This window comes from Vibrio sp. 1159, assembly GCF_033340395.1.
In the GTDB taxonomy this organism is placed as follows: domain Bacteria; phylum Pseudomonadota; class Gammaproteobacteria; order Enterobacterales; family Vibrionaceae; genus Vibrio; species Vibrio alginolyticus.
Genome location: NZ_JAWOWL010000019.1, coordinates 12044 through 25890 on the forward strand (window position 1 = coordinate 12044; position 13847 = coordinate 25890).

Genomic DNA, 13847 nt, shown 5'->3' on the forward strand with positions numbered 1-13847 from the left:
AAAAGGAGCCGCTAGGCTCCTTTTCTATTTCACTTCTCGGCCGTCGTATATTTTGCAATATAACGGTGGCAACATATGTACATTACCGTTTGGCAACTCACACTTTATCTCTGGGCCTAACGTACGACCACCGGATGCACCATTAGCATGAGTGGTTAACGGAATTATGGCAAAAGATATTACTAATAGACCAGATAAAAATCTCATAATAATCACCTTAATATAAACTTTAAATATCTACGTGCTTGTATAAACCGTGACTACGCAGAAAGGCAAGGTTGAATAGGGCTATTATATCAAACTAAGCTCTTACTTCTTTACTATTCCCATTCCCCACCTCTAAATCGACACATTTCACTTGGAATATTCGTAACGTCGCCACTTGGCATCTTACATTCGACTATAGGTCCCAAATTAGTTGTACCGCCGTTTCCGTTGTTGTAGGCAAAGGAAGAAAAAGAAAAAATACCGCACAACATTAAAAAGAGAAGCTTATTCATAGTACATCCTCTTACTTACCAAATAAAAAGCACTCAACTTAAATGCTTATGCGTTAAGTATGTATCCGAGGATAAAAAGATCAAAAAATAATTCAATAAAGTTTTATTTTTTAAAATAAATTTAGATCGATAATTTACCTAGATATATTTCTATCTTATTGATTGTCGTGTGTTGAATAATTAAATAATAGGAAATGGTAGGTAGGGTATTAATAATATTACTAATACTTATTTTTTTCTCGATTTTAATTAAGGTAATGAAATGAAAGCAGTTGTTTAGATTAAAGTAATGGAGCATGATTTGCCCCATTACTTTGGCATAAATTAATTAGAATCAGGCTCAATGATTAAAATAATACCTTCAACATCGGTGATTCTTACGCGGGTACCGGCTGGAAGTGCTTGATCCGATTGTGCGGACCATGTGGTATCGGCTACCTTGATGCGATTGAGCCCGACGGAAAAGTCTTCTTCAAGGATAAGAGTACGCCCAATTAACTGCTTGTACTTTTGGTTCAGATCTCTTTCTTGGTCTTCTTGCTTGTCTTTAGACCATTGTCGTCGCCACCAAAGCCAGGTGGTGATTAAGCTGAAGCTTGCAAAGCAAAGCCATTGCAATTGCCAGCTCATTGGCAAAACGGTCATGAGTGCTCCAACGATAAGTGCAGACATCCCGAGCCAGAGAAAATACCCTGCGGTACCAAGTAGCTCAACTGCTAAAAGAGCAAAGCCAAACGCTAGCCAATGCCAGAAAGAGATACCTTCCAACAAACTAAAAAAGTCCATAAATTATTCTTTATCTTGCTGTTTAAACATTTCTGCTATCCCTGCAACCGAGCCCATTAGTCCGGTTGCTTCTAATGGAAGCATAATGATTTTACCATTTTCGGCTTGACCAATGCTCTTGATCGCTTCGGTATAACCCTGTGCAATGAAGTAATTGACGGCTTGCATGTCACCTTTTGCAATGGCTTCGGAAACCATGTAAGTCGCTTTTGCTTCTGCTTGCGCGGCACGCTCACGTGCTTCTGCATGGAGAATAGCAGACTGCTTTTCGCCTTCAGCTTTTAATATCTCTGATTGTTTATGACCTTCGGCCTTTAATATCTCAGCTTGGCGAACCCCTTCTGCTTCAAGAATTTCCGCACGCTTATTACGCTCGGCTTTCATTTGCGCATTCATTGCAGCGGTCAGATCGGCTGGTGGCTGGACATCTTTAATCTCAATTCGTGTGACTTTTACGCCCCAAGGGTTTGTTGCTTGGTCAACAATCGCCAACAGCTTAGAGTTGATCATGTCGCGTTGGCTCAGCATTTCGTCCAGTTCCATTGAACCTAAAACGGTACGAATGTTCGTAAGGGTCAAGTTTCTAATAGCGTGTTCTAAGTCGTTGACTTCATAAGCCGCTTTTGCAGCATCGATCACTTGAACAAATCCGACAGCGTCAATAACCACGTTAGCGTTATCTTTTGAAATGACCTCTTGCGCAGGAATATCGAGAACGCGCTCCATCATGTTTACTTTTTGACCAACTTTATCAACGAATGGAATGATCAAGTTTAAACCCGGCTTTAATGTGTGGGTGTAGCGTCCGAAGCGTTCAACTGTCCAGTTGTTTCCTTGCGGAACCGTTTTAATGGCTGAAGATAAGATAACGACAGCAAGAACGACGAAAATACCGATGGTGATCAGTGAATCAATTGGCATGAGTTATTCCCTTAAGTGCATAATGTTCGATCCATTTTTACCTATTTATAGACAATAGACAATTGAAGTTCTGAGACCTTTGAGAGGTTATTGGTTTTTTATATGACAAAGGCCGGAAATCCCGGCCTTTGTTGTCTTATTCTTAGAAGAATGCGGCGCTTAGTACAAAATTGAGTAAAGCTGGCGACGATATTTGCTTGCTAATGCGTTACCTTGACCTAGCGCACTGAGAATATCCATAAAAGTCTTCTTCACTTCACCGTCTTGGGCGCCCAAGTCTTTTTTAAGAATATTCCACAGCAGTTCCAACGCTTCTTCATCCCGACCAACTTGGTTGTATTGTACCGCCAATTCACAAGCGAGTTCGAAGTTTGCCATGTCTGCTGCGTATGCTTGTTCTAGTCGCTGTAACTCAGGGCTATCTGCAGCCTGCAAATGCAGCTCGAGCTTGGCTATTAGGCTCTTGTAGTAGTTATCTTGATACTCGAGAGGGATAGCGTTCAGTAGTTCTTGGGCAATATCAAATTGTTTGGTTTCTAGCAAACAATCAGCCATCGCGAGTTTCACATCACCACGCTCTTGCAGCTCTGCCGGCAAAGTGTGGATGATGCTCAAAGCCTGAGCATGCTCACCTTGCTGAAGAAGTTCACTGACTTGTTTTAATAGTTGTTCATCTGGGCTTGGCAAATGCTTTTGTAGCATGGTAGCAATGGCATCAATTGGCTGGGGGCCTCCCAGACCATCGACGGCTTGACCATTTATAAACAGCGCGATAGTTGGCAATACTTGCACGCCAAATTGAGACGCTAAAGCGGGCTGATCTTCACAATTTAGTAGAGCAAGCGTAAATGCACCGTTGTACTGTTGAGCAAGAGATTGCAACTCAGGGAGTATCTGTGCGCTTTCTGGCTGAGCGTTGGCCCAAAAGTGGATCAAAACGGGCGTGTTCATTGATCCTTCAAGCGTTTCGCGAAAGTTCTGTTCTGTTATCTCAACGATAAATGGGGATTGCATCAGAGTATCCTTGCCTTGTGTCTTGTCGTTGATATTAGATATGGAGTTGATTTAGGTGAAATTCAAGCGACATTCACCATCAATAATGAATCATTCTATTTTGAGAAAACGTGAGGTAATAGAGTGAGGTTATTGCTGCTCAGGTGTTAGATAAAAAGAAAACGCTGCCGAAGCAGCGCAATTCTAATGCTATTTGTTGGTGCGGTATCAAAATAGGATGAACATGGTCAACACTACACCCACACTAAGCCAGTTAAGCTGATTTAATGTCATTGTTGCCTCGCAGTAGTATAAACATTGCTACAAAACGTAATGGGTGGCGATACCAAATCTAAGCAAGTCAATCACTTTGGGCGAAAGAATCCCCGCTGAATTGCGTAGAAATTGATTCGTTTAGTTGAGGTTTTTTTAACCTACATGTTCATAATGACATCACATTGTTACGGTGAAATTACATTTCGACAAAACTTTTTTATGCAGCCTGTCGCAAAATTTTATCAAGTACACGGGTTGGTAATAGTCTTTTCAAGACTGCGAATAATTTAGTCGGTGTAGTAATTCGATAACGAATTTTCGGTGAAACGCTAGTTAATGCATGAAGAACTGGTGCGATGCAAGACTCTGCAGGTAAAACAAATTGATTATTAGACTTGTCGTTGTTGAGTCGCTCTCTTTGTCCTTCATAAGCATGACGATGGGGGCTAGATTCAATATCAACCCACTTCTCAAAGGCTCGTAATGCATTGTTTCTAAATTGAGTTTCGATCGGTCCTGGTTCTATCAATGCCACTTTGATATTCGTATCCGCAAGCTCTAGCCTGAGCGTATCTGTCCAGCCTTCTAAGGCAAATTTTGATGCATTATAGGCACCACGGTATTTCATTGCGGCAAAACCAAGAACAGAGCTGTTTTGTATGATGCGTCCTTCGCCTTGCTGGCGCATATGAGGAAGCACCTCTCTGACCAACTGGTGCCAACCAAAAAAGTTGGTCTGAAATTGATCTTGAAGAGCCTCGGTGGGTAAGTCTTCCAGTGCTCCGGGCTGACCATAGGCACCATTATTGAACACTGCGTAAAGCTTACCTTCTGCTAACTCTAGCGCTTGCTTCACGCCCGAAGAAATGCTTTCTGGGCTATTTAGGTCTAGATTGATGCAGGTTAGCCCTTCATTAATTAGGCGCTGGACATCTTGTTCTTTCCTACAAGATGCAATGACATTAAATCCCTTGTTTTGTAGGGCGTGAGCGCACACGTAACCGATGCCGGTTGAACAACCCGTAATAAGAATCGACTTTTTCATAATTTAATTTAAGACTCAGAAACCTTGATTAGAGCCATCATTCATCAGCTCCGGTCATGAAGCAAGTGCTTGAGTGCTGGCTCTATTCTGGAGTAGCTAAATTTAAAGCCCAGTTCGGTGAGTTTTTTGGGTTTGGCTCTCATGCTATCAAACAATAAGCAGGAAGATTCTCCCATTAGGAGTTCCATCGCCCATTTAGGCGTGAACAAGATATGCGGACGTTTTAGCGTTTTAGCTAGTGTGCCGCTGAATATACGATTAGTCACAGGATGGGGGGCGCACATATTGAATGCACCGTGGGCATGTGGTGTTTCAAGCAAGTACATGATGGCGCGGACCATATCTAGGATGTGAATCCAAGGCATGTACTGATTACCGTTCCCAAGTGGGCCGCCTACGCCAAGCTTGTAAGGTAATAGCATCTTTGCCAACGCACCACCATTAAGGCCGAGTACCACGCCAGTTCTCATTAGACAAACCCGAGTTTGCTCCGACTCTGCGCGCTTGGCTATTTGCTCCCACTTTGCACAAACCTCGTGAGGAAAGTCGTCGCTATTAACATGTAAGCACTCATCAAACGGATGGTCTTGTTGATCACCATAGTAGCCAACTGCCGAGCCACTAATAAAAACAGAGGGAGGTTCGGTACTTGCGTGGATCAGCTCAACAATTTGCTCGGTAATTTTCCAACGACTTTTGCAGATTTTTTCTTTTTGCTCGCTGGTCCACCTTTTATCCGCAATAGGCTCACCTGCAAGATTAATGACGGCATCAACGTGATTGAGATCGGCGAACGACTCGAGCGAGTCAAGGTATTCGATATTACCCAGATCAGCATGCTGTAGGCGTTGTTTTGCTCGCTCTGGAGAGCGTGTAAGTAGCATAACTTGGTGAGTTGATAGCAGCTTGAGCAACTCCGAGCCAATAAACCCAGTGCCACCTGTGAGTAATATCTTCATGTTATCTCTTTGAATGTACACGTATTAGAACATTATAGTCGTTTTGTGCTTAGCTTGATCATCTCAACACCATTATTTCTGGGATAGTGACAAGCTGGCAGAGATACTATTAACTTCACATATTAGAAAATATGTAACTAAATGTTATAGATGGCGCTAGTGCATTCACGGTAGAAGAGTGAAATCTATGCCAGACTAGAAGTTATCGCTCATTGGAACGAGCGTAATCAGTTTGCACAATCAAGGAGGATAGGCATGGAAGCATTTGTTGCGCTTTTTCGAGCGCTCCTCAATAGTGCTCGTGACTTATTACCCATCATCATTGTTATCACTTTTTTCCAATTAGTCGTTTTGCAAGAGCCGCTGCCCAACCTGGTCTCCATTCTTTTTGGCTTGTTGCTTGTCGTTTTAGGATTAACCTTTTTTATCTTTGGCCTAGAACTTGGTCTTTTTCCTATCGGAGAGAGTATGGCTCAAGCCTTTGCAAAAAAAGGCAGCGTGTTTTGGTTATTAGTCTTTGCGTTTTGTTTGGGGTTTGGCACCACGATAGCTGAACCTGCATTAACCGCGGTAGCGGAAGAAGCCTCAGAAGTTGCGGCAGAGGGCGGAATGATCGCTAACTCAGAGCAGTCCATGCAGGATTACGGAGAAGGACTTCGAGTAACAGTAGCTCTCTCTGTGGGGATAGCCATCGTTATCGGCGTTTTGCGTATCTTAAAAGGGTGGCCGATTCATTACATGATCATTGGTGGCTACGTCGGCGTTGTAATACTGACGTGGTTTGCACCTGAAGCCATTATTGGCGTCGCTTACGATTCAGGAGGTGTAACCACGTCCACCATAACAGTACCTTTGGTCACTGCACTGGGTGTCGGTTTAGCGTCTTCTATTAAAGGGCGTAACCCTATGGTGGATGGCTTTGGTTTAATCGCTTTTGCCTCGCTGTTACCGATGATGTTTGTGATGGTTTACGGAATGGTCGTAACATGATTTCAATTGATCATTTCCTAGACACTTTGTTATCGACCGTTCGAGACGTCGTTCCCATCGCCAGCATTATTTTTGGTTTTCAGTTAGCGGTGTTAAGGCGTCCTGTTAGCAACCTTAAGAAAGTTTTGCTTGGGTTCGTTTATGTGATTTTCGGGTTAGCTCTTTTTTTACTTGGATTAGAAATGGCGTTGTTTCCACTTGGGGAGACGATGGCTGTGCAATTAACGGCGCCGGAGTTTTTACAAGAGTTCAAAGTATCGGTAGGGAAAGCCTTAATGTGGGTCGACTATTATTGGGTTTACACCTTCGCCTTTTTTATAGGCTTTAGTACCACGATTGCAGAGCCTTCTTTAATCGCTGTAGCGATAAAAGCAAACCAAGTCTCTGGAGGCAGTATCAGTATTAACGGCTTGCGCGTAGCCGTTGCGTTTGGGGTGGCAATTGGTATTGCATTAGGGAGTTACCGGATTGTCGTGGGCGATCCCATTCATTATTACATCATCGCGGGTTACATCGTCGTTGTGATTCAAACGTTTTACGCTCCTAAGCTTATTGTTCCACTCGCCTACGATTCTGGAGGCGTAACAACTTCTACCGTCACTGTCCCACTTGTAACTGCATTAGGGTTAGGGCTTGCTTCGACCGTCCCTGGAAGAAACCCAATGATTGATGGCTTTGGCTTGATCGCGTTTGCCAGTCTATTTCCTATGATCTCTGTGATGGGCTATGCGCAAATAACCCAGTGGCTGAATAAAAACGTCTCGGAGGAAGAAGAAAATGCGCTTTAAATTGATACTTGCGTTTGTTGAAGACAGCAAAACAGACAAGGTGTTGGACGCTGCACGCGATGCTGGTGCGACCGGTGCAACAGTGATTAACAATGCTCGCGGGCAAGGTTTAAATCAAAAGCGAACGTTTTTTGGTTTAACGCTAGAAGTGCAAAAAGATGTGCTGCTGTTTGTGGTCGAGGAACATCTATCTCGGCACATATTAGAGACCATTAATGAGGTTGGTGAATTTGACAGAGAGTCGGGACAGGGGATTGCTGTTCAGATCGATATTGAAGATGCAGTCGGTGTCGCGCATCAAGTCGAGACATTGACCAAAGTAGTCGAGGATGAATTATGAGTGATCAAACGATAATTAGAGTTCGAGATGTTATGGCGGCAACGTATGTAATGGTTGATGGACTGATGACCGTATACGAAGGCATAACGCTAGCGAAAAAATACCAAGTCAAAGCGCTGGTGGTGAAAAAGCGAGATGATAATGATGAATATGGCATCGTGTTGATGAATGATATCGCCAAAAAGGTGCTGGCGAATAATCGTTCTCCTCAGCGCACAAATATTTATGAAATCATGACCAAGCCCGCTTTGTGTGTCGAACCAGATATGAACGTAAAATATTGTGCACGTTTGTTTGAGCGATTTGGCATAAGCAGAGCGCCGGTCATTGAAAGTGGCGAGGTCATTGGGATGGTGAGTTATAACAATATTGTCATCAACGGTATGGTGCGAGAAGAAGTGTAATAGGTTGATATAAATGAAAAATCAACGAATTTTTTCTCAAGTCAGCGACTGTTACAAAGAACTAAAATATTTAATATATGTTAGGTTGCATATGTGTTAATTCACCATTATTCTTTGCGCCCTAAGCCTAATGTCGAGGAATCTGTATCATGCCTTTAGTCTCTTGCCCCGTGTGTGAGAAACAAATCTCAAAACGCGCTCATGCATGTCCAGGATGCGGAGAGCCCGATCCGCTGCACCATCTAGCCAAATCAAAATTTATGTCGATGGTGTTTTGGATACTGGTGTTGGTTGGAACAGCGTATGCAGCATGGTTCTATGTTTTGCCTATGGTCATTGAATCATTGCGCTATCAGTAGTATTCAAACCGTCGTAGGTTGAGCTGCTAAAAAAATGCCGTAGAATGACCTCATACTTTTTGAGGAGACAATGTCGTGAAACTATTTTTTGCCTCAGACCTGCATGGCTCTTTGCCAGCAACTAAAGAAACCATTGAGCTATTTCTGGCCTCTGGTGCGCACCACATGATTTTGCTAGGAGATACGCTAAACCATGGGCCGCGAAACCCTATTCCGGAAGGCTACAACCCTCCACAGGTAGCAGACTTATTGAACCAATACAGTGATCAAATTATTTCTGTACGTGGCAACTGTGATAGTGAAGTGGACCAAATGCTATTGAAGTTTCCAATGATGATGGATTACTCATGGGTGCTACTTGAATCTGGCAAGAGAATCTTTTTGACTCATGGTCACTTGTACAACTCTGAAAAACGGCCGCCACTGCGCGAAGGTGATATCATCGCCCACGGGCATACACATGTTCCCGTCGCAGAGATGCAAGATGGAGCCATTATATTCAACCCAGGCTCGATGACATTCCCACGTAATGGCTTACCGAGAAGCTTTGGTACTCTAGAAGACAATAAGCTAACGGTAAAAACGCCAGAAGGCGAAGTATTAGCACAAACCATGATTTAACGGTTTTACTAAGTAAAAAAATAGGGAGCGAATTGCTCCCTATTTTGTGTCTGAATGTCCTAAATCGCGTTCTGGGTCGATAATGTCTCTAACGCGCTGTTTTAGCACCTTGGCTTCAGGAAAGCCGCTGTCTTTTTTCCGTTCCCAAATTTGCTGGCCATTACAGAAAATTTCGAAGCGACCACCTGTGTCCGGGTGTAAGCTGATTGTTTCTATTTCTTCGCTAAAAGTATGCAGTAATTCTTGCGATAGCCAAGTTGAACGCAACATCCAGTTGCACTGGCGGCAGTAATAAATATCAATGATTGCTTTATCCATGAAACTTTCCTTTTAATCTTTTTAAACCAGCAACTTGATGCCCACCGCAAACGTGAGAATTTCGAATGCAACTTTAATCACTCTGTTACTGTATCGAGTCGCGGCCCATGCGCCTAAACTGCCGCCTAGAAAAGAGCTTAACAATAAAACAGGTAACCAAGCCCAGTGAATAGGCGCCCCTGCCTGTACGACGGCAATGCCTCCAATGCCATTCCAAAACAGGCCGACACAAATCATGGTGTAAGCAACGGCTTGTTTGTAGTCGTAACCAAACCAGCGCACCAAAAATAGTGTCACGAGCAAACCAGAACCTGCGGTAAGAGATCCGTTAATGATGCCGATAAACAGTAAGCCAATTCCACCAATAACCCAACCGATAGGATGACGGTTACGTATTACTTCAGCTTGGCCTAGCGATGTCTTAAATCGCGAGTAGATACCTAGCGCTAGGATCATCGTACCGAGCATCTTTTCCGCGATACCATCAGGGATCTGTACAATTAAGTTAGCCCCTAAAATCACGCCAATACTACCGGACAAGATAAGGTAGAGCGCGATTTTCCATTTAATAGTGCCTGATCTCAAATGCGTGCTTGCTGCGCCTAAGCCTAAAGCGACCGAAGCCACCTTATGTGTGCCTAGCGCAACGGAGAACGGTAAGCCGAGAAAGATGAGTAAAGGGAATTGAAGCAAGCCTGCTCCGCCACCGGAAAGTGAAGCCAGCGTGTTGGCGATTAGTGAACCGAAAAAGAGAGTAGTGGTATCTAGCCAATCCATAAGCAAAACAAAGGGGGCGTCTTGCCCCCTTATCATCCAATCAAAATTAGTTTTTAAACAGTACCGAAGAACCGTGGTTCAAGCTAGTGAGCAAGAGTGTTTTTTCGTTCACGACGTCAATACGACGACTTTGCTCCGCATCTAGCTTAAAAATTTGAGTAATCAAACGTAGCTGTGCTTCGGAAAAGTCTTTTGATTGAGAAGATGAAATATCTTTAAACTCCGAAGGCGAGACCAACAAATAGTTGTCACTTACTTCCCAGCGGCCTTTTTCCGAGATATTTATCGTTGATTCTGCGGTTGAACCTTGAGCGAATAGTTTTATATTTGCTACGCGAATATAGTCACCATTAGGGAGATATTTCACGTTTGATTCAACATTAACTCGGCGTAGTGGGCCGACAGTATCGTCAGGCAAGCTGTCTGTAATGACTGTCACCATGGTCGACTGCCATTCGTTTGCTGTGAGGAGCTGCTCCACTTTTAGGTCACTTCCCCAATACAACCAACTACTGAAAAGAACGGATACGGCCAAAACCGCAGATGCTAATTTAATCTTCATATTGGCCTCCTTTATTTGCAGATGTCTGTTGGATCGTTTTGACCAGCGAAAATACGCAGTGTTACGTTCTCGTAAGAGTGGTTACTGTCATGAATGTAGTTCAGAATCAGCTGGTTATTTTGTCCACCAGTGGCAATCACTTCCACTGGCAACGAGTCTTCTGCATGGTGCTTCACGTAGCGCTCAATGCATTGCTCTATTGAAGGCAACCAGTTGTTGATTTGAGGGTGATTTACAGGTGTCATCACCGGTACACTTTGATACTCACCAATCTGACGGAATTGGGATTCCGCAGGGTTCGTGAATAACAATACGCAAACAGGAAGCAGCAGAGACAAAAAGATAATGACACGCGGTAGCCAGTTAATCGTGTTAGATGCTGGCTTCGGCTGAGTTTTAGTCGGCTCTACTTGAGGCTCAATATCAGCAGTAGTATCGGTCACTACCTCTGTCGGTGGCATATCGCTCGCTTCTAACTCCACTGCTGGCGCTTCTTGTTCAGAAGAGGTTTCTTCAGCGTCAGTGTTAGAGTCAGTAGAAAATGGGCTCAAGCGTTCCACTGAACAAATGAGTTGGTAGCCACGTTTAGGTACCGTTTTAACAAACTCTGGAGATTTTGTTGAATCCTTCAACATCTTACGCAGAGTAGAAATCGCTTGAGTCAGGCTTGAGTCATCCACCTCAAAACCTTGCTCACGCCAAACAAACTCGTGAAGCTCGTTACGGGTTAAAACTTCGTTTGGTCTCTCTGCCAACATCAGAAGTATACGGCTTTCGTTGCTTCCTAATCGTACAACGTCGTTGCCGTTTTGTTGGTCAGCGAGCGAATTACTATTTGGATCAAAGGTGAACCTTTGAGCAAGTAGAAATTTGGTGCCAATGTTAGTCATTTAGTTCTTCTTAGATGGATGATGTTGTAATTATGGTGATTTATGTCACAAAATTACCGGGGCGCTTGGAGTGCGCACGACATTTTAGATGCTTTTAGACGGGTAGGATAATTAAAATTTTCTAAAAAAACACCGTTTTTAGCAATATTGACCTTGAATTTACATTTGTCAGCCACATGTTAAATGACATCTCGGTAAGGTGATTTCAAGGGGAAAGTCACAAACTTGTCCCTATGAAAAAGCCAATTAGTTTAGATGTTATGGAGCACACATGAGCGAAACCGTATCTCAAAATAAAGAAACTCGTGGTTTTCAATCAGAAGTAAAACAACTACTGCATTTAATGATCCATTCTCTTTATTCAAATAAAGAGATCTTTTTGCGCGAGCTGATCTCTAACGCATCAGATGCATCAGACAAACTGCGCTTTCAGGCGTTATCTAACCCAGATCTATACGAAGGTAATGCAGACCTTTGCGTGAAACTGTCGTTTGATGAAAGCGCAAATACCTTAACCATTTCTGATAACGGTATCGGTATGAGCCGTGATGATGTGATTGAGCACTTAGGAACAATCGCAAAATCTGGTACAGCTGAGTTTTTCTCAAAGCTATCTGAAGAGCAGAGCAAAGACTCTCAGCTTATTGGTCAGTTTGGTGTTGGTTTCTACTCGGCATTTATCGTTGCTGACGCCGTTACCGTGCGCACTCGCGCTGCGGGTCTAGCCGCTGATGAAGCGGTACAATGGCACTCAGCGGGTGAAGGTGAGTACACCATCGAAAACATTACCAAAGAGTCACGTGGTACCGACATCATTCTTCATATGCGTGAAGAGGGTAAAGAGTTTTTGAATGAGTGGCGTCTACGTGACGTTATCAGTAAGTACTCTGATCACATCGGCATTCCTGTTTCAATCCAAACTGTCGTTCGTGATGACGAAGGCAAGGAAACAGACGAGAAGAAGTGGGAGCAAATCAACAAAGCCCAAGCACTGTGGACGCGTAACAAATCTGATATTTCAGAAGAAGAGTATCAAGAGTTCTACAAACACGTATCACATGACTTTGCCGATCCCTTGGTCTGGAGTCATAACCGTGTAGAAGGTAAAAACGACTACACGAGCTTACTATACATCCCATCGAAAGCACCTTGGGATATGATGAACCGCGACCACAAATCAGGCTTGAAACTATACGTACAGCGCGTATTCATTATGGACGATGCAGAGCAATTTATGCCGTCATACTTACGCTTCGTACGTGGTTTAATAGACTCAAACGATTTACCGCTAAACGTATCACGTGAGATCTTACAAGACAATAAAGTGACTCAGTCTCTACGTAATGCTTGTACTAAGCGCGTGCTAACGATGCTCGAGCGTATGGCCAAGAATGACGAAGAGAAATACCAATCATTCTGGAAAGAGTTTGGTCTTGTGATGAAAGAGGGCCCTGCGGAGGACTTTGCAAACAAAGAGAAAGTTGCAGGTTTATTGCGCTTTGCTTCAACTGAAGTGGACTCTTCTGAGCAAACTGTGGGCTTGGCGTCTTACGTTGAGCGCATGAAAGAAGGTCAAGATAAGATCTACTACTTGACGGCAGACAGCTATGCAGCTGCGAAAAACAGCCCTCACTTAGAACAGTTCAAAGCGAAAGGCATTGAAGTTATCTTGATGTACGACCGCATTGATGAGTGGCTGATGAACTACTTAACTGAGTTTGATGGTAAACAGTTCCAGTCAATCACTAAAGCTGGGCTTGATCTAAGTCAGTTTGAAGATGAAGCAGAAAAAGAGAAGCAAAAAGAAACCGAAGAAGAGTTTAAGTCGGTTGTAGAGCGCACGAAGTCTTACCTAGGCGATCGTGTGAAAGAAGTTCGTACGACCTTCAAACTCGCATCTACGCCTGCTGTTGTGGTAACGGACGATTACGAAATGGGCACTCAAATGGCGAAGCTTCTTGCGGCAGCTGGTCAAGCTGTGCCGGAAGTGAAATACATCTTTGAGCTAAACCCTGAGCACGAATTGGTTAAGCGTATGGCTGACGAAGCCGATGAAGAAGCGTTTGGTCGCTGGGTTGAAGTTCTGCTTGGTCAAGCAATGCTAGCGGAGCGAGGCTCTATTGAGGATCCAACAGAGTTCTTAGGAGCCGTTAATCAACTTTTGACTAAGGTGTAATAACCTCTGCAAATCAAAAAGCTCGCATTTCGCGAGCTTTTTGTTTGTTGTCGCAAAATTTTGCATCTCAAGTGCTGAGTTAATAATCAATAGGGCGTGAAAGAGGGTACTGTTAACATTCTTTAGTCTTAATACACTCTTT

At 43.6% G+C, this 13847-nt stretch carries 17 protein-coding genes; 7 read left to right on the top strand and 10 right to left on the bottom strand.

The window, feature by feature from the left end:
* Window positions 1-24: 24 nt before the first annotated feature.
* The 6 genes from R7127_RS15295 to R7127_RS15320 all read right to left on the bottom strand — a co-directional run bounded on the left by R7127_RS15295 (window position 25) and on the right by R7127_RS15320 (window position 5480).
* Window positions 25-207, bottom strand: a complete 183-nt coding sequence (locus R7127_RS15295) for a hypothetical protein (protein WP_021707681.1) — start codon at window positions 205-207, stop codon at window positions 25-27.
* 617 nt (window positions 208-824) lie between these two features.
* Window positions 825-1286: an NfeD family protein gene (locus R7127_RS15300; RefSeq protein WP_017634826.1), complete on the bottom strand. Its 462-nt coding sequence runs from the start codon at window positions 1284-1286 to the stop codon at window positions 825-827.
* 3 nt (window positions 1287-1289) lie between these two features.
* Entirely contained in the window at window positions 1290-2207 is a 918-nt protein-coding gene (locus R7127_RS15305) for an SPFH domain-containing protein (protein ID WP_005382060.1), read from the bottom strand.
* 159 nt (window positions 2208-2366) lie between these two features.
* Window positions 2367-3221 carry a co-chaperone YbbN gene (locus R7127_RS15310; RefSeq protein ID WP_064376312.1) on the bottom strand — a complete coding sequence of 285 codons (855 nt, stop codon included), beginning with the start codon at window positions 3219-3221 and terminating at the stop codon, window positions 2367-2369.
* Between the two features lie 472 nt (window positions 3222-3693).
* Window positions 3694-4521: an SDR family oxidoreductase gene (locus tag R7127_RS15315; RefSeq protein WP_064376311.1), complete on the bottom strand. Its 828-nt coding sequence runs from the start codon at window positions 4519-4521 to the stop codon at window positions 3694-3696.
* A gap of 44 nt (window positions 4522-4565) precedes the next feature.
* The gene (locus R7127_RS15320; RefSeq protein ID WP_047102894.1) at window positions 4566-5480 is read right to left on the bottom strand and encodes a TIGR01777 family oxidoreductase; all 915 of its coding nucleotides are present in this window, start codon (window positions 5478-5480) and stop codon (window positions 4566-4568) included.
* Window positions 5481-5735: 255 nt separating this feature from the next.
* On the opposite strand from R7127_RS15320, the gene R7127_RS15325 reads away from it, so the two are divergent.
* The 6 genes from R7127_RS15325 (at window position 5736) to yfcE (ending at window position 8982) form a co-directional block, all read left to right on the top strand.
* Window positions 5736-6470 carry a DUF1538 domain-containing protein gene (locus R7127_RS15325; RefSeq protein ID WP_005382077.1) on the top strand — a complete coding sequence of 245 codons (735 nt, stop codon included), beginning with the start codon at window positions 5736-5738 and terminating at the stop codon, window positions 6468-6470.
* Window positions 6467-7258, top strand: a complete 792-nt coding sequence (locus R7127_RS15330) for a DUF1538 domain-containing protein (RefSeq protein ID WP_005382078.1) — start codon at window positions 6467-6469, stop codon at window positions 7256-7258. Before R7127_RS15325 ends, R7127_RS15330 begins: the two co-directional genes overlap by 4 nt.
* Window positions 7248-7598: a P-II family nitrogen regulator gene (locus R7127_RS15335; protein WP_054578025.1), complete on the top strand. Its 351-nt coding sequence runs from the start codon at window positions 7248-7250 to the stop codon at window positions 7596-7598. The genes R7127_RS15330 and R7127_RS15335 overlap by 11 nt, the downstream gene beginning before the upstream one ends.
* Complete coding sequence (locus tag R7127_RS15340; protein ID WP_005382085.1) at window positions 7595-8002, top strand: CBS domain-containing protein; 408 nt, start codon at window positions 7595-7597, stop codon at window positions 8000-8002. The genes R7127_RS15335 and R7127_RS15340 overlap by 4 nt, the downstream gene beginning before the upstream one ends.
* 149 nt (window positions 8003-8151) lie before the next feature.
* Window positions 8152-8361 carry a hypothetical protein gene (locus R7127_RS15345; RefSeq protein ID WP_005382086.1) on the top strand — a complete coding sequence of 70 codons (210 nt, stop codon included), beginning with the start codon at window positions 8152-8154 and terminating at the stop codon, window positions 8359-8361.
* A 75-nt stretch (window positions 8362-8436) separates the two neighbouring features.
* Window positions 8437-8982 (top strand): phosphodiesterase, encoded by a 546-nt coding sequence (gene yfcE, locus R7127_RS15350; protein ID WP_138939153.1) that lies wholly within the window; start codon window positions 8437-8439, stop codon window positions 8980-8982.
* Between the two features lie 39 nt (window positions 8983-9021).
* Here the strand turns inward: yfcE and R7127_RS15355 are convergent, their stop codons facing one another.
* The 4 genes from R7127_RS15355 to R7127_RS15370 are packed head-to-tail and all read right to left on the bottom strand — an operon-like array spanning window position 9022 to window position 11529.
* Window positions 9022-9300 (bottom strand): SelT/SelW/SelH family protein, encoded by a 279-nt coding sequence (locus tag R7127_RS15355; protein WP_005382088.1) that lies wholly within the window; start codon window positions 9298-9300, stop codon window positions 9022-9024.
* A gap of 21 nt (window positions 9301-9321) precedes the next feature.
* Window positions 9322-10077 (bottom strand): sulfite exporter TauE/SafE family protein, encoded by a 756-nt coding sequence (locus R7127_RS15360; RefSeq protein ID WP_047102891.1) that lies wholly within the window; start codon window positions 10075-10077, stop codon window positions 9322-9324.
* Window positions 10078-10123: 46 nt separating this feature from the next.
* Window positions 10124-10639 (bottom strand): transmembrane regulator ToxS, encoded by a 516-nt coding sequence (gene toxS, locus R7127_RS15365; RefSeq protein WP_005382091.1) that lies wholly within the window; start codon window positions 10637-10639, stop codon window positions 10124-10126.
* Between the two features lie 11 nt (window positions 10640-10650).
* Entirely contained in the window at window positions 10651-11529 is an 879-nt protein-coding gene (locus tag R7127_RS15370; protein WP_085569965.1) for a transcriptional regulator, read from the bottom strand.
* A 271-nt stretch (window positions 11530-11800) separates the two neighbouring features.
* Between R7127_RS15370 and htpG the strand changes: the two genes are divergently transcribed.
* The gene (gene htpG, locus R7127_RS15375; RefSeq protein WP_017819957.1) at window positions 11801-13705 is read left to right on the top strand and encodes a molecular chaperone HtpG; all 1905 of its coding nucleotides are present in this window, start codon (window positions 11801-11803) and stop codon (window positions 13703-13705) included.
* The last annotated feature ends 142 nt before the right edge of the window (window positions 13706-13847 follow it).